Here is an 18,404-nt window from a genome sequence, read left to right as displayed (position 1 = left end):
CTTCTGCAAAAACCAGTAGCTGTCTAACACGGGCATTTTACAGAGAAACGGGGTTTTAAGCAAGGTATGCGGGCTTGCGAACCAGAAAACGCGGCGGTTCAGCGGTGGTTTTTCATTCCGGCGATATATTCCGCTTCCATATCTTTGAGTTTTTTGATGCGTTTTTTTAAAGATGCCGCCTTCTCAAACTCTAGGTCTTTCGCGCTTTTTTTCATCTTTCGGGTGAGCGACTTAATCGTGCCCGGAATCTCTTCCGGCGCGATTTCACCGGACAAAACCGCTTCGGCCGAAGCGTCAACATAGTCCGCCTCACATACAAGCCCCATCGCGCCTTGAAGGTTTTTTCTTATCGCGGATGGCGTTATGCCGTTATCTTTATTGTATTGAGTCTGGATTTCTCTGCGCCGTTCAGTTTCGTTCATCGCCGCTTTCATTGAGCCCGTTACCTCATCGCCGTACATTATTACTCTGCCTTTTATGTTCCTCGCGGCTCTGCCGAACATCTGAATCAAAGATGTTTCACTGCGCAAATACCCCTCCCTGTCCGCATCAAGCACAGCGAACAGAGCGACTTCGGGAATGTCCAGCCCCTCGCGCAGAAGGTTGATTCCCACAAGCGCGTCAAACTCACCGGAGCGCAAATCGTGAATTATGCGAACCCGCTCAAGAGTCTCAATTTCCGAATGCATATAGCGCACCCGCACGCCCGCGTCTCTGTAATAATCGGTTAAATCCTCAGCCATTTTCTTTGTGAGTGTGGAAATAAGAACCCGCTCACCCGCGTTTGCGACTTTACGGATTTCGCCGAGCAAATCGTCAACCTGTCCGCGCGCGGGCCTGACCTCCACATCCGGGTCGGCAAGCCCCGTGGGACGGATCATCTGTTCCGCCACCTGCCCAAGCGATTTTTCAATTTCATACTCCGCCGGAGTCGCCGAAACATAAATTGTCTGCCCTTTCTTCTCCGTGAACTCCTCAAAATTGAGCGGACGGTTGTCAATCGCGGACGGAAGCCGGAAGCCATGTTCAACAAGCGTTTTTTTGCGGCTTCTGTCTCCCGCATGCATGCCGCGAATCTGTGGAACGGTTTGGTGGCTTTCGTCTATCACGCAGATGAAATCATCCGGAAAATAATCAAGTAGTGTGAACGGCGGCTCGCCTTCGTTTCTGCCCGCGAGGTGGCGCGAATAGTTTTCTATTCCGGGGCAGAAGCCCATAGTTTCAAGAAACTCAATATCTCTGCGTGTGCGCTCGGCTATTCTGTCTCTCTCATCAGACATTGAGCGCGCCCCGAAGTATTCAACCCTTTCGTCCAACTCCGACTTAATTGCGTCCACGGCGGCAAGCATTTTGTCTCTGGGCGCGACATAGTGAGACGCCGGATAAAAAGACGCTTTCTCAATCGCTCGTACAACCGAGCCCGTTTCATGGTCAATCACGTTCACGGAATCAACCTCATCACCGAAAAACTCAACTCTCACCACTTCGTTATCGCCGTGCGAAGGCATAACTTCAACAACATCGCCGCGAACCCTGAAGGCGCCCCTTTCAAGAGCGTCATTGCTCCGCTTGTATTGAATATCGGCGAGTTTTGACAGAAAAACGTCCCTTTCCGTTCTCGCGCCAACCTCAATAAAATTCATCATTCCATAGTAGTCCTCCGGCGCGCCAATGCCGTAAATCGCGCTCACGCTCGCCACAACAACAATGTCGCGCCGCTCAAAAAGCGCGGTGGTTGCCGCGTGGCGCATTTTGTCTATGTGATCATTAATCGCGACATCTTTCTCAATGTATGTGTTGCTGTGAGGAATATACGCTTCGGGCTGATAGTAGTCGTAATAACTGATGAAGTAGTGAACGGCGTTGTCGGGAAACAGCTCACGGAACTCGCCGTAGAGTTGAGCCGCGAGGATTTTATTATGCGCGAGAATAAGCGCGGGGCGGTTCGCGCGCGCGATGGCGTTGGCGATTGTGAAGGTTTTCCCGCTACCGGTTACACCGAGCAGAACCTGATCTGAAATACCGTCTTCAAGTCGCGAAACAATCTGTTCTATCGCTTCGGGCTGCCCGCCGGCGGGTGTGAATTCACTGTGAAGTTTGAAGCCGCTCAACTACCGCCCGGACTTTCCGCATCCCTTGCGCCCTTTGTGTTTCAAAACGGAAAAATCCCTTCTTTGCTCTGGTGTGAGAACTTCGCGCATCGCGAGTATCATCTCCAACCGTGCGTGTTTTTTCTCCGTCATTGCCGTGTATTTCCTCTGCGCCGCCGCTTTGATTTCATCGGCGGACGAGCCAGATTCTTTCATAACTTTTCTGAACCGCTGTTTCTCTTCAAACGCCTTTTCATACGCGTTTGAGATTTTTTCATGGCTTGAAGCGGCAATTCCGTCCAACCGCTTAATTTGCTCGTCGCTAAGCCGCAAACGCTCCGCCATGTCCGCGCTTCTCCACCAGAACGCGTCCAAGCCGCGCTTGCCGTGTCCGTACTTGTCTTTGTGGCAACGGCGCCTTTTCTCTCCGTGCTCTCCGTTTTCTTTGTCCCCGCCGGTGATTCTGCTCCAAAAACTCTTTTCCCCGCCTTTTTTTGAATATGAGCAATCACCGTCCGCAAGGGAAAACGACGGCGAAAACACAGCGACGCAAAAAATCGCCGATGCAAAATAGAGAACCGTTTTTTTATTCATACCTCTAACCTCCGATAACTGTTTGGATGTGAGTAATGGTAAAAAAAAGTCGCGTGTTGTCAAGCGCGCATCTTGACAACATCGCACCCGTTGTTATTGCTAATAGTTCTGATGAAAAAAGGAAAAGCGATAAAAAACAGACCGGCGGTTTATCTGGTCGGCGCGGGACCCGGAGACCCGGGTCTCATAACCGTCAAGGGAATGGAAACTCTTGCGTGCGCCGATGTGGTCATTTACGACGCGCTGGCAAACAATTCTTTGCTGGAATTCGCCCCGCACGGCGCGGAGATGATTTTCGCGGGCAAAAAAAAGGGGATGAAAACTCTTGAACAAAAAGAAATTAACCGCTTGATGATAAACAAGGCGCAATGTGGCAAAACGGTTGTGCGCCTCAAAGGCGGAGACCCTTTTGTGTTCGGAAGAGGCGGCGAAGAAACCGAAGCACTGTTGTCCGCCGGCATTGTGATTGAGGTTATTCCGGGTGTGAGTTCAGTTTATTCCGTTCCGGCTTACTCAGGCGTGCCGCTCACCCACAGAGACTTCAATTCGTCTTTCGCTGTCGTAACGGGACATGAGAAGCCCGACAAAAAATCGCGCCTGAACTGGAAAAATCTCGCCGGAATGGAAACCGTTGTTTTCCTTATGTCTCTGAACAACATTGAGGAGATAACAAAAAAACTCATACAAAATAAAAAACCGCGAAAAACCCCCGTTATGGTTACCTCGCGCGGAACAACGGGAAAACAGAAAACCGTTGTCGGCACGCTTGAAAACATAAGCGCGAAAATCCGCGGCGAAGGGGCTGATTTCGCTCCGGCGGTCGTGATAGCGGGAGGTGCGATTGGAATGAGGAAAAAATTGAACTGGTTTGAAACAAAGCCGCTTTTCGGCAAAAAAATTGTCGTTACCCGTCCGGCGGGTCAATCGGCGGATTTTGTAAAACTTTTGCAACAGCGCGGCGCGGAAGTCATCTCGTTTCCCTGCATTGAGATTGTTCCGCCGCGTTCATGGAACAATGCCGACCGGATTATTAAAAATCTTTCCTCGTGCGATTTTCTCGCGTTCACAAGCGTAAACGGTGTTGAAAGGTTTTTTGAGAGAATGAAAAAGAAGGCGCTTGATTCAAGGGCGCTCGCGGGAATTCAAACCGTGGCAATAGGAAGCAAAACCGCCGAAGCCCTGAACGGCTTTGGAATAGAAGCGGACATAATTCCGAAAAAATACACCGCCGAGGGAGTGCTCGCGGAGATGAAAAAGCGCGGAATTCGCGGAAAAACCTTTTTTATTCCAAGAGCTGAAAAAGCCAGAGACGCGCTTCCGGCGGGCTTGAAGAAAATGGGCGCGAAGGTTCAAACCGCGCCATGCTACCGCACGCGAATTCCGAAACATGAACCCGCCGAAATTAAAGCGGTCGGGCGCGAAATGTTTGACGGCGCGGTGGACATGGTTGTTTTTACAAGTTCGTCATCGGCGACAAACTTCCTCGCCATTTTCAAAAACGCGAAAGAGATTTTGAGTAAATCCTCAATCGGCTGTATCGGTCCCATCACGGCAAAAACTGTTGAAGATGCGGGCTTCAAACCGTCCGTTGTCGCGAAAAAGCACACCGCCGAAGGTCTGGCCGACGCAATGAGCGTGTTTTTTGAGAAGTAATCAGCGGTAATTAACGCCCGCTTCTTTGAGTCTGACGATTAACTCTTCTTGCGTTCCCGCGCCTTTCATTGAATTACAAGCCCCGCAGAGAAGTTGCAGATTTTCAATGTTGTCGCCTCCGCCTTTGCTTTGCGGAGTTTCGTGGTCAACCGTCATATTGCGATAGGGAAACAAAACACGGCAACCGTTGCATTTGCCCTCTTGCTGTCCGTATAAAAACTTCTTCTTTTCGGGGTCTCTGTAATTTTCCGCGCCCGACTTTCTTGTCGGCACGTCCTCTCGATGAATGGGGTCAAACCTTTCAAAAGCGTAGTTTTCCGTCTCATTCGGGAGGTTACCAAATCAACCGCTTTTCGGGTAGCCGGTGCGTTCTTTTGATTGAGAATTCAAGTAAGGAAGTTCCTACCAATCATTGCAAATCATTCCGTCTTCCGGGTAATAAATGCGCTTTTTTCCGGCGTCAACTCTTATGCGACACCTTCGCCCCTTGCCATCTTTTTGCCTGTAGTGGCTTTCCAAATATGCTTCCGAAACGGGAATTCTGTAATCAGTCCAAGCGTATTTTTCGGATTTCGAATAAAAGAGAATTACATCGTGCTTTTGAGCAAACTTCTTTTTTGATCTTCCCGCGTTCGCGTAGCACCAAACAATCTCATTTTTAAAATTCTCTTTCCCAAAAACCGCATCCATCAACATTTTTAAATAATGGCTCGCTGTCGGGTCGCAATGCAAATAAATGCTTCCGGTTGGTTTCAAAACCCGCTTCATTTCAATCAGGCGAACCGCCATCATAATCAGATATGACTTCATTCCCTTACCGTGTGTAATTCCACTCGCGGAAATTGCCTCATAAATTGCCGGTTCTTTTTCAGCAATCTCTCCGTGCCAGACGTTATCCACTTCTGAAAAAGTCCAAGTGTCTTTGAAAGCCGCTCCGGCGGCTTCACTGCCGATTGGAGCGGAATAGTTGCGATTGGAATTAAAAGGCGGGTCCAGCAACCACCCAACAGAAGTTAAGAAGTTCCGCCTATTCCCCGAATGTGGGGAATCAATCCCACATTGTAATCGGGTCTTTTATTCAACAGAGGACCAGACAACGGGTCTTCTATTGGATGATTGCTAATTGCGATTCCAAAAAGGATTGGAACAACAGTTCAATTAGTTTGACGAGCTCTGCGAAATAAAACCGCAAACGCCAAAACAAGCGCGAACACCATAACGGGCAGAAGCCAGGCGGGTTTGTCAGGCGAAGGGGATTTGACTGAGATTTTAATCTTTGCGCCCTTGGCAATTCTTTTTGATTCCCATCTGAGAAAAACCCTGCCGTCTTCGCCGCTTACGTGCTTTGCTTCTCCAAGCCCCGCAACCTCAACGCCTTGCAGGTCAGACGAAATCGCAACAAACGATGAAGTTTTGTATTCAAGCGTTTTTGTGAACACGGTTTTTCCGCTGTTTTGAAACGGCACTAAGTAAGAAAACACAATCTTTTTCAGACCCGGAAGAACGGGCAGAACAAAAGCGCCGGTTCGCGCCGAAACACTTGAAGAATCCGCGCCGTGAATAAAATTCAGATTTTCAGTGCCTTCGGGAACGCCGAAACGCAGAGTGGCGGAGTTTTTGTCGTCATTGTCCGCGACAACGGCGGTTTTACCCCTGTTCGCGAACTCAACAAATTCGGCAACCCGGATTCCGCCCTCAAATGGCTCAACTATCATGTGCGCGAGTTCAAGCCCTATCGCGCGGTCGTCCGTTATGGTTTCGTATATCGGCAAAGTGGTTTTAATCTCACTTTGGCGCGGAGCGAAAACCATTTTGTCCGTTTCGTATAAAACACCGTCTTTTTGGATTGAGATTTTGTGAGACGCGCTCCACGAAAGCCCTTCAAAACGAAAAACGCCTTGCGCGCCACTGGTTTCGGAGCGTTCTGAAATCAGTCTCTCGGCGATGAATGAGGAGAGTAAAACCTTTACATCCGCCGCCGGTTTTCCGGTGGTTTTGTTCACAACTTTCCCGAAAAGCGCGCCGCCATCAGGCGCATCAGAAGCAACATCGTGCAGAGAAAACAGATAGTCCGCGATTTTTTCCGCTTCGCGCTCGCTCACGTTGGTCGGCGGCATTGGCGGATAGCCCTCATTCACAGGAGCGCCGCCGCGCGCTTCGTAAACGGCGGAAGAATCTGTTATCCAGAGAACAACTTCATCTTTTGAATATCTGTCAAAAACGCCTTTAAGGTCGGGACCGGCGAACCGCCCGCGCCCGATTGTGTGACAACGAACACAGTCGCGCTCAACAAAAAGCGCCTCGCCCTCGTTTGCCGCGCAGTCGCCGGGAAAAAGAAATGGCGCGGCAAAAAACACGGCAAGAATGACAAACCTCATTCAAGCCCTCCCCCGCCGCGCGCGCAAAAATGACAACGCCGCGCCAAACAAAGCGACAACACCGCCCGCCCAAATCCATGACACCATCGGGTTCAAAACCGCGACCATCAAAACAGAATCGTCCGCGTGCGCTTCCACGAGAACGACATACAAGTCGTCTTTCCATGTTGAGATTAAACCCACTTCGGTTTCGCGGTTAATTTCCCTGTTGCCCTCGTATAGATACAGGTTTTTTTCAGCAACCAGAAAACCCGCCGGTGCGCCGTTTTTTAGAACCTCAATGTGCGTGGAAACAACCTTTTTGGCGGGAGTGGAACCGCGATTGATTGAGTTGTATTTCAACTCGTAGCCGCCGACCGAGAAACTCTGTCCGGGAGCGAGAAGAGCCTCGCTTTTTGTAGCAAACACCGAAGACGCCGTAATGCCCGCGACTATGAGCGCGACCCCTATGTGCACGATGTAGCCGCCGACCGCCCCGGCTGTTTTAGCGCCTTTGTATATGCCGCGCACGGCGGATGCCGCCGAAAAAACGCAGAGTGAAAACGCGGCGAGCGCTGTGATTTCGCTCATTCCGTAAAGCAGAAGAGCCGCAAGAGTTGCCGCCGTGCAAATGAGCGGAACTGCAAACGCACGCAGAAAAGCGCGCAGAGGGGTTTTACGCCACGGCAGAAGCGGACCTATTCCCATCAGCGTTATAAGCAAAAGCCCTATGGGAACGTTAAGCCGGTTGAAATACGGAGCGCCCACAAGTATGCGGTCTCCGGTTACGGCTTCGGAGAGAATGGGGAAAACCGTTCCGAAAAAAACCACGAAAGCCGCCGCGAGAAAAAGCACATTGTTGAATACAAACGCGCTCTCACGCGAAAGCGCAGAATCAAATCCGCTTTCGCGCTCAAAGCCGTCTCTGCGCAGGAAAAACAGCGCGGATGAAAAAACTATTATGAAAAGCAGAAAAGCCGTGAACAAAGGACCTATGTCTGAAACGGCGAACGAGTGAACGGAAGAAACAAGCCCGCTGCGGGTTATGAAAGTGCCGAAAATTGAGAGGAAAAAAGTGATTGCAAGAAGCCAGATGTTCCATTTCATAAACATATTTCTTCTTTTTTGAACCATTATGGAATGCAGAAAAGCCGTTCCCGAAAGCCAAGGCATAAACGCCGCGTTTTCAACGGGGTCCCACGCCCAGTAGCCGCCCCAGCCGAGTTCCAGATAAGCCCACCGCGCTCCGAGCAACAAACCAAGGCTGAGCGCTCCCCATGAAAAAAGTGTCCACTTGCGCGACAGGTTGACCCACGCGTCATCCATTCTGCCGCAAAGCAATGCGCCCATGCCCAAAGCGTATGGAACGGTTATGCCCACATACCCGATATACAGCGCAACCGGATGGATCGCCATATAGGGATTTTGGAGAATGGGGTTGAGCCCCCTGCCCTCTTGCGGAGAAAATGGAAGCGTTTCAAACGGATTTTCAACAAACGCAATTAGAAAAAGAAAAAACGCGGACACGCACGAAATAACTCCCGTAACATTGGTCTTGAGCGGCTCGGGCGCGCCTGAACGCAGAACAAACACGGCGGCATACGCCCCAAGCACAAGACACCAAAGCATCAACGACCCCGCCTGCCCCGCCCACAAAGAGGTAAAGCGATAAATAACGGGCAGGTCTGAACTCGTGTTCATAGCCACGTATTTCAGTTCAAAGTTAAGCGAAACAAGTTCGGTGAGCAGAAGCGCGACCGCCGCGCAAAGCAGAACAAAACCGGCGACCACGCCGTTTTCCGCGCTTTTTACCAGAGCGCGGGCGCGCAAAGCGCCTCCGGCGAATGAACAGACGGCGCAGTAAACGGAAAGCAGAAAACAGAAAATGACCGCGGACGAGCCCAGCTCGGGAAGGTTCATCTGAATTTGTCACTCTCCGGATATAAACCGTCCGCCGATTCATATTTTGTGGGACACTTTGCCAGAAGAAGGTCGGCTTCAAAACTTTCGGAGCCACGATAAATCCCCTCAACAACAGCTTCAACACCTTCGGTGAAAGTATCGGGAACTTCGCCCCGGTATGAAACTTCAAGACTGTCTGAACCGCCGCTTATGGAAAAACTCACCTCTCCGTCCCGCTTTTTGACTATGCTTCTTTTCTCAACGGGACCCGAAACTCTGTATCTTTCGCCCTCTTCCGCGCTCCGTTTGAGTTCGGGAACGGTCAGATAGTAGACCATTGTGTCGGTAACGCCGTCATAGATGAGGTAGGCGGTTGAAAGCAAAACCGTCAATACAAGAACGGCAATTTTAATTCCGGGGGATAACATCGCTGCATACGGGGGACAAACTTCAGTCCTTTCTTGAGAATCCGCCTTCGGAGGCGCGGTGGCGCAAACGACGGGCACGGGAAAACAGAATCAGAACATACGATCCGAGAACCAGCCATGTAACAACGCATGAAGCGATAAAGTATCCCAATTTCAAAAACCTCCGACGGGAGACCGCACTAAACTAACACAGAAGCGCGTTGTTTCAACGCGGACAGCGCGCCGTCAGGCGAGGGAAAGGGCTTCTTCAAGCAATTCTTCAAGAAACCCCACCCCTTTGCGCCAGAAACCCGGCGTGTTTATGTCAACTCCGGTTTTGCGAATCAGCGCTTCGGGACTGTCGTTTCCGCCTGAAGACAGAAGATCCATATAACCCGAAACAAAATCATTTCCGCGCCGCGTGTATTCCTCGTAAAGAGACAGAACAAGAATCTCTCCGAATGAATACGAGTAACAGTAAAAAGGCGAGTGTATGAAGTGAGGAATATACATCCACCACAATCCATAATCTGGCGTAAGCGTGACGGAATTGCCGAACATCGCACGGTTTGCGTCCATCCACAGCCCACTCACGCGTTCAGGCGTGAGTTCGCCCTCTTCGCGCCGCGCCGAGTGAAAAGACTGTTCAAACCGCGTCATAACGGTCTGGCGAAAAATGGTCGCGAAAGACTCTTCAAGTTTTCCGCATAAAAGAGCGAGGCGGTCTTTTTCAGAACATTCGCGCTTGAGTTCCTGAAAAACCAGCATCTCTGAAAAAACGCTTGCGGTTTCAGAAGTTATGAGCGTCGCATTGCAGTGGAAGTATCCATTTTTTCGCGAAAGAAACTGGTGTATTCCGTGTCCGAGTTCATGCGCGAGTGTCATTACATCGCGCGGGGTTCCCTGATAGTTCATCAGAATATACGGATGCACGGACGGAACGGTTGAGTGGCTGAACGCGCCGCCGTATTTGCCGGTGCGGCACTCGGCGTCTATCCAGTTGTTTGTAAAAAAAGTCCGCGCCACGCGCTCCATTTCGGGGGAAAATCTTTTGAGGGAGCGCAGAATAATTTTCCTCGCTTCGCCGTATCCGATTTTCCCTCGCACGGATGCGACCGGAGCATATCTGTCATAGTCGGCAAAGGTTTTCAGACCGAGAATTTTTTTCTTGAAGCGGTAATAACGACTCACAATCCCGTAGCCCTCTTCGCACGCTTCAAGCAAACTTTCAACAAGTTTGCCGTCAACCTCATTGCTCAAGTTTCGAGACGACATGGGGTTTTCATAGGCGCGCATTCTGTCATCCAGCCAGTGGTCAGCGACGAGCGTGTTAAAGATAAAAGAGAGGGTTTTTGAATTTTCACCGAGCCCTTTTGTCAAAGCGCGCGCGGCAGATTGCCTTACTTTTCTGTCGGGATTGTAGAGCAACGAAAGGATTTGGGTTTCGTTGAGTTTTTCGGTTTTTCCGCCCGCTTTGACCTCAAAACGCATGTCGGCGAGGAGTTCGTCAAAAAGTCGCTTGAACGCCGATGAGCCCGTAACGGATTTCTCCATAATAATTTTTTCCTCTTTTCCGCTGAGGATATGGGATTTGTAGACGCGTTTTGTTTTAAGAAAATGCCGGTAAGGCGAGAGTTTTGAGTCCGCCATAAGCGCTTGCGCCTTTTTTTCGGGAGTTTTCACCCACTCAATATCAAAGAAAAGCAGGTATCCGTGGATATCGGCATACTGCTCTCGCGCGTATTGCAGAAGCGCGCCCGCAGCCGGGTCGTCTGTGTTTGATGAATGAAACAGCTGAGCGTAGCAGTAAATCTTTGCGGCGGATTCGCTTATTGCCGCCAACTCTTTGAGCATTTCAGAAAGCCGTGCGGCGGACAGTTTCCCGCCCGAAACGGCGTTTTTGTATTTCTTCTCAAAATCATCGGCTCGGCGCAAGCACCTCCGGGCGGACTTGCTTATGCGCGGGTCGTTCGGTCCGCAAAAGAGGTCGGACAAATCCCATTTCACGCCTTTGGCTTTGTAGTTTTTCGCGTTTTTCAATTCTCCGTTTTCTCTCTTGAAGCCGTGTGCGTTAGGGAAACCGAATCGGCAAAGCGGAGCGCTCCGGGCTTGTCAACCTTGACAGAAACTTTAAGAACCTTGTCTTCGGCAAGGGCAAGTTTTGCTATTCCGCCCGCGATTGTCTCCACAAGCGAAAACTTCCCGCCTTCTACAAAATTGATGATTTTTTTATTCAGTTTTTTGTAATCCACGGTGCCCGAAATATCGTCCCCGATAGCCAAAAGATCGGGACAGTCAATCTCCATCTCTGTGTTGATTATAACTTCCTGCAATATCTTTTTTTCCCACTCAAAAATACCAACAACAGTTCTGACACGCAGATTTTCGATTTTAATTAAGGTCAAAGGTGCTGTCCTCCGTCAACAAGAAGCGCTTCGCCGGTTACAAATGAGTTTTTCACAAGATACTCAAGCGCGAGATTGATGTGCTGAGTATCTCCGCCTTTTTTCAACGGAATTTCCCGCGCGATTTTTTCAAAAGCCGCTTCCTCCGTTCCCGCCGCTTTCATAATGGGCCCGGGGCAGATTGCGTTTACCCTTATGCCCGGAGCGAGCGAGCGAGCAGCTGCAAAGGTGAAATTGTAAAGGCATTTTTTGCTAATGTTATAAGCGAAATGCGCAGTGTGGTTTTTTGTTACGCGTGAATCAACAATGTTCACAACAAGCCCTTTTTTTGTCAGGCGCGCAAACGCCTGCGCCGCAAAAAAAGGCGACTTGAAATTGACCGCCAAATCATCTTCAAGCGCACGTTCGGTGATTTTTCCAAAATCAGATCTCCGGAAAACCGAAGCGTTGTTTACAAGAACGGAAAGCCCGCCCATTTTGCGACTCGCCTTCTCCACAAGTTTTGCCGCATTGGCGGGACGGGAAAGGTCCGCGCGAAAAATCTCGCAACGCCTCCCCTTGCTTTTGACAAGTTTGGCCGTTTTCCGGGCGGCTGATTCAGAATTGTGGTAGTGAATCGCTATGTCAAGACCCATCTCTGCAAGGTGAATACAGATGCTTGAGCCGATGCGCTTGGCTCCTCCGGTAACAAGAGCCGTTTTATTTTGATTTGACAAAACAGTCCCGCACCGCCAGCGTCACAGGAAAGGGTCGGGCTCAAATTCGGGTTCAAGAAGCGTTACATCGCCCTGAACATAGTCAACAAAGTAATCTTGCCAGAAAGTCAGCAACGAGGAGTCTCTGATGCTTCCCTCGCTACTCTCCCTGTGGAGAATCCAGAGTTTGATATCAGTTTTACCCTTGAATTTGGGCTTTATTTTTCTTTCAAGATAAAACTCATTTGCACGTTTCTTTTTCACATCATTAAAAGAAGGGCATTTCCAGACGCTTTTATAGCGGTAATACGTAAACCCCTGTCTGTAAATCCGCCTCACGCAGATTTTGTCAAGCGGCAGACTTTTGGAGTTGTGATACATGTTTGAAACAATGAGAAGGGTCTTTTTCTCGTATTTGTCGCCGAAATTAATCGCCGAAGAGCGGGTTATTTCGTGAATGGCCTCCATCAGAGGAGTTTGATTAGTCAGTTTGCGATTTTCCGCCTTTTCCTGAACTATTTCAATTACCTTTTCCTTAACCCTGCGCAGGTAGCCAATTCTGTATTCAAGATCAAGTCTCTGGCGGCTCTCGGTCAGCATGTCAAAGTGATCTCTTTTGTCCTTGGAAGTATTGTTGCCGTTCTTCGGACGGCAGACGGAAAGCAGGGGTGTTAGTTTAGTAACCGGCTCGTTGCCGTCCATTACAATGAGAGAAATCCTGCCGTAGATTTCCATGTTCTCCAGCAACTCATCAGTGAGAATGTCGTTTTTCACAAGGTTTACCTGCTGTTCGGTAAATCCGTCCGTAACGTCAATGAAAACCAGCAGATGCTCATTTGAAAAATCGGGCTCATAGGGGCAGAAATTTCTGGGGTCTCTATCAGTTTGCTGCACAACCGGCAGTTCCTCAGACCCCTCCATTTCATCCTGAGCGGAAACGGGTGAAACGTAGAAAATCAGAAATAAAAATAAAACTAAAAACTTTTTCATGACTCGCAAAAACACAAAAGATTAGACTTTCTTGTCATAATCATCCTGAATTTCTTGAAAAAAATTTCGAAGACTCTGATAACTTTCATCTCGGATGGAAGCCATTTCATTCTGTATCTGATAGAACTTGTGCTCAACATCCTGCATATCGGAGTCAATCAGATACGCCAAATGAGAGAAAGTTTTCACAGGATCTTTCTCCTCCTCGGAGAAATTCCACTTTGACTGAAAATATTCCGGCGGTCTTTTTGTGCTGTAACTTGAGTGTCTGCCTTTTATATTGGCGGACCTGTAGTCGTTAAGAGACTTGTTTGCGTCCTGCTCCAACTGACCTATCCAAACCGCATAGTTTGAGAACTGCTGGCGAACCGTGTTTTGCATTGTTCCCCAGCGTGTGAGTCTATTTTCAAAGTCTCCAAGCCGCATTTCTATTGCTTCGCAAGATTCGTCAATAATTTTAAGCACCTTATCAGAAAGTCCTTTCTTTGCCTGCTCAAAAGGTTCCGCCGCAGAGCGAAACTTTCTGTGAACATCGCCGTAGCCGGGATAGTGGTCATCATAAAGATATCCGTCAATCAACGCCATGATAGCGAAACAGATTCCGACTCCGACAACAAAAAGCGAGGGAATATCGTTGACTTGAGAAAGACTCTCCCAAGGCTTCAGGGCGTTAACAGTCACGTAGGTGGTTTCCACATCTTCCCACGACCTTATGTTTTTTGTTGACAGTGCGGTGCTTCTGAATATTCCAAACACAAGGTTGACGTAAAGAATCACAAGACCGTAAAAGACCACGGTCGCCGCAATCGCCGCCTTGCGCAAGCCAGACTGTATTCTGTTTAACTCTTTGATCAGAAATTTGCCCGCCAAAAAAGACAGGAAAACATTGAGAATCGCGACTGTGATGGAAACCGCAATTCCACCGATAAGCCCATCAACAATGCCGCTCACAAGAGCGCCATTGAGAATCACCTCTGAAAAAAACAAAAACCCGATGATTCCGGGACCCCAAATTTTTCTCCATGAGTCCGAATAGATGGGCTCCCTGTCCAAATTGTTTTCTTTCTTGAAAAGCTCCAGATTCTTTTCCGCGATTTTCTTTTTCGCGGACAACTCACTCATGCGCACGCCCGCGTCCGTGAACTCCTTTTCAACCTTGCTTTTGAGTTGAACCGGCAGATGCCTCAAATCAAATCTTTCCAGAAAAAGTTTAATGTTGGCGGTTTCTTCACCGAGTTTAAGAAACTTGTTTGATACAACTTCAAGAACCGACACGTAAAAACGCCGCATTCTTCCGACAATCTCATTTTCCGTAGTGGAGAAAATCATGGACTCCGGTTCAGGAAACCCGTCCGCGCCTTCTCTCATCGCAACTTCCGTTATCTTAAGTTCATTCTCAGTTTCGTCCTTAGGAAATACTGGCCACTCAAAAGAGTACTCCACCCCCGTTTCTGAAGATTTGCCCATTTTTTTTTCAATGCCGCCCTATAAACTGAATAACCGAGACGCTAACGATAACCTGAAAAAACAAACAAAGCAAAATTTTCTTTCTATTGCAAGTAAGCAAATTTGTGGTTTGATATATTTTCCTGTCAAACTTGAGTTCAAAATGAAAAAAACCACGACAATGAAGATTGTTAATTGCGTCAGAGCTCTTTCAATGGACGCCGTTGAAAAAGCGCAGTCGGGGCATCCCGGCACGCCCATGGCGCTTGCCCCCGCCACCTTCAAATTGTGGGACGGATTTATCAGGCACAACCCGGCAAACCCCGCATGGAGCGTGCGCGACCGCTTCGTGCTCTCCGCCGGACACGCCTCAATGCTTTTATATTCAATGCTTCACATATCCGGCTACAAGGTTTCCATTGAGGACATAAAAAAGTTCCGGCGGCTTGGAGGAAAATGCGCGGGGCACCCCGAATACGGGCTTGTTCCCGGAGTTGAAACCACGACAGGCCCCCTCGGGCAGGGAGCGGCAACCTCGGTCGGAATGGCGGCGGCGGGGAAATGGCTTTCAAACCGCTTTGACAAGCCCGGTTTTCCGGTCGCGGGATACAATGTTTTTTCCATCTTAAGCGATGGCGATATGATGGAGGGAATTACCTCCGAAGCCGCCTCACTCGCGGCGCACCTAAAACTGGACAACCTGGTCTGGATTTACGACGACAACAGCATCACGATTGACGGCAAAACTAACATTTCGTTCTCCGAAAACGTCAAAAACAGATTTGCCTCTTATGGATGGAAGGTTTTCAGCGTGACGGATGCGAACAATCTTACCGCTCTTGAAAACGCATATTCCAAAGCCGTAAAAAGCAAAATACCCGCGCTTGTTACAGTAAAAAGCCGCATAGCCTTCGGTAGCCCCGGCAAGGAAAACACTTCGGAAGCGCACGGCGCGCCGCTCGGCAAGGAAGAAGTGGCTCTGACGAAAAAGTTTTACGGAATCAAATCCGCGCCGGATTTTTATGTTCCGAAAGAAGTCGCCGCCTACCGCTCATCGGTCATAAAAAAAGGGAAGAAACTTGAAAAACAGTGGAAGACGCTTTTTGACAGATACGCGAAAAAATACCCGGCGGCGGCGGCCGAATTAAAAGCAATTTCCAAAGGCTCCGCTCCAAAGGGCTGGGCGCACGACCTGCCGGTTTTCAACAGCGGCGACTCTGTTGCCACAAGAACTTGCAACGGCAAAATCATGGAGGAAGTAAGCGCGAAAATTCCATGGTTTGTCGGGGGCGCGGCGGATGTAGCGGACTCAACAAAAACAAACATCAAAGCCGCCGGAGACTTTAACGCCGCATTCCGAAGCGGGAGAAACTTCCGCTTCGGAGTACGCGAGCACTCAATGGCGGCATTCTGCAACGGTCTCGCTCTCAGCGGGCTCAGGCCCTACGCTTCGTGTTACTTCGTTTTTTCGGACTATCTAAAACCCGCATTGCGCCTGTCAGCGCTTATGAATTTGCCGGTCATCTACGTGTTTTCGCACGACAGTATCGGTGTCGGCGAAGACGGACCCACTCACCAGCCCGTTGAGCATCTGGCCGCGCTGAGAGCCACTCCGGGACTTGACGTCATAAGGCCTGCGGACGGGAATGAACTTAGCGCGCTGTGGCCCCTAATAGTTGAATCGCGCAAACCGGTCGCGCTTGCGCTGACGCGGCAGAACGTTCCGGTTCTGGAAACGGCGGCGCGTTCGGATAACGCGACGCGCGGCGCGTATATAGCGGCGAACTGCAAGGGCAAGCCGGAAATCATAATTATTGCTACCGGGTCGGAAGTAGCGCCATGCATTGGCGCTCACAAAAAACTCCTCAAGGCGGGCGTGAAATCGCGGGTCGTAAGCATGCCCAGTTGGGAAATCTTTGACCGCCAGCCCGCAACTTACAAAAACCGCGTGCTTCCGCCTTCGGTAAAAACGCGCCTTTCGGTTGAAGCGGCTTCAACACTCGGCTGGGAAAGGCACACGGGGTCGGGGGAACAAACCTTCTGTCTCGGAGTCGACACTTTCGGCGAATCCGCTCCGGGCAATGATGTTATGAAGGAACTCGGATTTGATGAAAAAAACATCTTCTCCATCGCGAAAAAACTTATTCGGAAAAAATGACAGAAAAAAACAACGGCGCGAACTACATTGAAATACCCGGTGACTTATCCGGAAAATTTGAAAATACGCTGAAAAATTCCTCAGGCGGCGCAATCGTAAAACGGCTTTGGGAACGCGATCTCTCGCTGTGGAAAGGAGACGCCGATTTAATTGCCAACCGGCTCGGATGGCTTTCGCTTCCCGAAAACACCGCGCACTCGCTTGAAAAAATCAGAGACTTTGCCGCACGCCTCAAAGACGGCGGAATTAAAAACGTCATTCTCATCGCGATGGGCGGATCAGGTCTGATATCAAAGGTCTTCGCGCGCGCGTTCGCGGATTCGAGCGACACGCGCCTAACCGTTATTGACACAACCGTTGCGGACACAATCGCACGAGTTTGTGAAAACACGAACTGGAATGAAACTTTTTTTATCGTCTCGTCAAAATCAGGCGCAACCGTTGAAACCGTTTCGGCGGCGGCTTTCTTTTTTGAACGTTGTTCCGAAAAACTCGGAGCGGACGAAGCGGCGCAAAGGTTTGCCGCGATAACGGATGAGAACACGCCGCTTTTTGAGAGCGCAAGCGAGCGTGGTTTTGCCGAAATTTTTACCGGAGACAAAACGGTCGGCGGGCGTTTCTCGCCGCTTTCCGTGTTCGGAATGGTTCCCGCCGCAATCGCGGGGGCGGATGTGGACGCTATTCTGTCAAGCGCACGGGATATGGCCCGGGAACTGCGCGGCGAAAATGACAACACCGCTCTGAATCTCGCGGGCGCGATTGATTTTTTTAGCAAAAACGGAAACGGCGCGTTTCATATCCGTTGTTCGGAAGCCATTGCGGGCTTTGACAGATTTGTGGAGCAGATAGTCGGCGAAAGTTTGGGCAAAGACGGGATGAGGGTTCTGCCGGCAGTTCATCCGGTTGAGACGGACTGCGGCGCGGGCGGGGCATTTTTCGTCTGTCTGAAAGACGATGAGAAACTTATGGCTCAAGCGCGTGCGGTTGCCGAAAGCGGAATGCCGATTGTAATAACGGTTTTGGAGAACAAGAACGCGCTTGGCGGTGAAATCTTCCGCTGGGAGGTCGCGGTCGCAATTCTGGGAGCGCTCTGGGGAATAAACCCGTTTGACCAACCCGATGTTGAAAGCGCGAAGGAACAGGCACGCCGCCTTATGGAAATCTACCGGCGCGAGGGCAAACTACCTCTGAACACGGCGGACTTTACGCACGGGAAGATTGAGTTCAGGACATCCGTGGCGCGAAGCAGCGCGGATTTACGAGCTTATTTTGAGAAAAAGGCAAAAAAGAAAAAAAGCGGCGTATTTTTTTCCATTCAGGCGTTTCTTGACGGCTCGGACGAAAAACTGCGCGATTCGGTTGAATCTCTGCGCGCGTCTCTGGCAAAAACTTTTGGCGTTACGGTTACGGCGGACTGGGGACCCGCTTATCTTCACTCTTCGGGACAGATTCACAAGGGAGACGCGGGGGACGGAATTTTTATTCAACTGTGCGGAAAATGCAACAGCGGAATAAAAATCCCCGGGGACACGCCCGTGAGCGGCGGCGTGGAGTTTGAGATTCTCAAAAATGCTCAAATGCTCGGCGACAGGGAAGCGCTTGAAAATGTGGGAAGAGAGGTCGTGCAAATAGATTTGAATTCCGACCCCGCGGGCGCGATTGCGCAAATTTCAAAACTATTGAAACTCACTTTAGTTTGAGCGAAAA

The 18,404-nt window shown here is 49.9% G+C and carries 15 protein-coding genes; 3 read left to right on the top strand and 12 right to left on the bottom strand.

The features are described 5' to 3' along the window. Positions 1 to 98 precede the first annotated feature (98 nt). Both uvrB and GKS04_02735 read right to left on the bottom strand, forming a co-directional pair. Positions 99 to 2,111, bottom strand: a complete 2,013-nt coding sequence (gene uvrB, locus GKS04_02740; protein ID QMU56093.1) for an excinuclease ABC subunit UvrB — start codon at positions 2,109 to 2,111, stop codon at positions 99 to 101. Beyond that, a complete protein-coding gene (locus GKS04_02735; GenBank protein ID QMU56092.1) occupies positions 2,112 to 2,684 on the bottom strand; it encodes a hypothetical protein in 573 nt (190 codons plus the stop codon). Between the two features lie 111 nt (positions 2,685 to 2,795). Here GKS04_02735 and cobA point away from each other — a divergent pair, with 111 nt between their 5' ends. Next, a complete protein-coding gene (gene cobA, locus GKS04_02730; protein ID QMU56091.1) occupies positions 2,796 to 4,337 on the top strand; it encodes a uroporphyrinogen-III C-methyltransferase in 1,542 nt (513 codons plus the stop codon). Here the strand turns inward: cobA and GKS04_02725 are convergent, their stop codons facing one another. From GKS04_02725 to GKS04_02680, 10 genes are all read right to left on the bottom strand, one after another. After that, the gene (locus tag GKS04_02725; GenBank protein ID QMU56090.1) at positions 4,338 to 4,625 is read right to left on the bottom strand and encodes a hypothetical protein; all 288 of its coding nucleotides are present in this window, start codon (positions 4,623 to 4,625) and stop codon (positions 4,338 to 4,340) included. It lies immediately after the preceding gene. 114 nt (positions 4,626 to 4,739) lie between these two features. After that, positions 4,740 to 5,390 carry a hypothetical protein gene (locus GKS04_02720; protein QMU56089.1) on the bottom strand — a complete coding sequence of 217 codons (651 nt, stop codon included), beginning with the start codon at positions 5,388 to 5,390 and terminating at the stop codon, positions 4,740 to 4,742. 101 nt (positions 5,391 to 5,491) lie between these two features. Then, positions 5,492 to 6,715: a c-type cytochrome gene (locus tag GKS04_02715; GenBank protein QMU56088.1), complete on the bottom strand. Its 1,224-nt coding sequence runs from the start codon at positions 6,713 to 6,715 to the stop codon at positions 5,492 to 5,494. Beyond that, complete coding sequence (locus GKS04_02710; GenBank protein ID QMU56087.1) at positions 6,716 to 8,614, bottom strand: heme lyase CcmF/NrfE family subunit; 1,899 nt, start codon at positions 8,612 to 8,614, stop codon at positions 6,716 to 6,718. Beyond that, positions 8,611 to 9,024 carry a cytochrome c maturation protein CcmE gene (locus tag GKS04_02705; GenBank protein ID QMU56086.1) on the bottom strand — a complete coding sequence of 138 codons (414 nt, stop codon included), beginning with the start codon at positions 9,022 to 9,024 and terminating at the stop codon, positions 8,611 to 8,613. The genes GKS04_02710 and GKS04_02705 overlap by 4 nt, the downstream gene beginning before the upstream one ends. Positions 9,025 to 9,249: 225 nt before the next feature. Further along, positions 9,250 to 11,043 carry a M3 family oligoendopeptidase gene (locus tag GKS04_02700; protein QMU56085.1) on the bottom strand — a complete coding sequence of 598 codons (1,794 nt, stop codon included), beginning with the start codon at positions 11,041 to 11,043 and terminating at the stop codon, positions 9,250 to 9,252. Further along, a complete protein-coding gene (locus GKS04_02695; protein ID QMU56084.1) occupies positions 11,040 to 11,408 on the bottom strand; it encodes a FolB domain-containing protein in 369 nt (122 codons plus the stop codon). Before GKS04_02695 ends, GKS04_02700 begins: the two co-directional genes overlap by 4 nt. Next, a complete protein-coding gene (locus GKS04_02690; GenBank protein QMU56083.1) occupies positions 11,405 to 12,124 on the bottom strand; it encodes an SDR family oxidoreductase in 720 nt (239 codons plus the stop codon). The genes GKS04_02695 and GKS04_02690 overlap by 4 nt, the downstream gene beginning before the upstream one ends. A 21-nt stretch (positions 12,125 to 12,145) precedes the next feature. Then, positions 12,146 to 13,093 (bottom strand): hypothetical protein, encoded by a 948-nt coding sequence (locus GKS04_02685; protein QMU56082.1) that lies wholly within the window; start codon positions 13,091 to 13,093, stop codon positions 12,146 to 12,148. A gap of 21 nt (positions 13,094 to 13,114) precedes the next feature. Then, a complete protein-coding gene (locus tag GKS04_02680) occupies positions 13,115 to 14,560 on the bottom strand; it encodes a hypothetical protein (protein ID QMU56081.1) in 1,446 nt (481 codons plus the stop codon). A gap of 142 nt (positions 14,561 to 14,702) precedes the next feature. Between GKS04_02680 and tkt the strand changes: the two genes are divergently transcribed. Further along, positions 14,703 to 16,697, top strand: a complete 1,995-nt coding sequence (gene tkt, locus GKS04_02675) for a transketolase (GenBank protein QMU56080.1) — start codon at positions 14,703 to 14,705, stop codon at positions 16,695 to 16,697. Next, a complete protein-coding gene (locus GKS04_02670) occupies positions 16,694 to 18,397 on the top strand; it encodes a hypothetical protein (protein ID QMU56079.1) in 1,704 nt (567 codons plus the stop codon). The genes tkt and GKS04_02670 overlap by 4 nt, the downstream gene beginning before the upstream one ends. Positions 18,398 to 18,404: the final 7 nt, after the last annotated feature.

This window comes from Candidatus Mycalebacterium zealandia, assembly GCA_014075295.1.
In the GTDB taxonomy this organism is placed as follows: domain Bacteria; phylum Desulfobacterota_D; class UBA1144; order Nemesobacterales; family Mycalebacteriaceae; genus Mycalebacterium; species Mycalebacterium zealandia.
The sequence above is the reverse complement of the archived record's forward strand: the minus strand, read 5'-3'. Positions and strand labels throughout refer to the sequence as shown.

What these genes read in the sequence shown, in the direction of transcription:
- GKS04_02735 (QMU56092.1), bottom strand. Translation starts at nt 2,684, where the DNA reads ATGAATAAAAAAACGGTTCTCTATTTTGCATCGGCGATTTTTTGCGTC.
- cobA (QMU56091.1), top strand. Translation starts at nt 2,796, where the DNA reads ATGAAAAAAGGAAAAGCGATAAAAAACAGACCGGCGGTTTATCTGGTC.
- GKS04_02715 (QMU56088.1), bottom strand. Translation starts at nt 6,715, where the DNA reads ATGAGGTTTGTCATTCTTGCCGTGTTTTTTGCCGCGCCATTTCTTTTT.
- GKS04_02710 (QMU56087.1), bottom strand. Translation starts at nt 8,614, where the DNA reads ATGAACCTTCCCGAGCTGGGCTCGTCCGCGGTCATTTTCTGTTTTCTG.
- GKS04_02705 (QMU56086.1), bottom strand. Translation starts at nt 9,024, where the DNA reads ATGTTATCCCCCGGAATTAAAATTGCCGTTCTTGTATTGACGGTTTTG.
- GKS04_02685 (QMU56082.1), bottom strand. Translation starts at nt 13,093, where the DNA reads ATGAAAAAGTTTTTAGTTTTATTTTTATTTCTGATTTTCTACGTTTCA.
- GKS04_02680 (QMU56081.1), bottom strand. Translation starts at nt 14,560, where the DNA reads ATGGGCAAATCTTCAGAAACGGGGGTGGAGTACTCTTTTGAGTGGCCA.
- tkt (QMU56080.1), top strand. Translation starts at nt 14,703, where the DNA reads ATGAAAAAAACCACGACAATGAAGATTGTTAATTGCGTCAGAGCTCTT.
- GKS04_02670 (QMU56079.1), top strand. Translation starts at nt 16,694, where the DNA reads ATGACAGAAAAAAACAACGGCGCGAACTACATTGAAATACCCGGTGAC.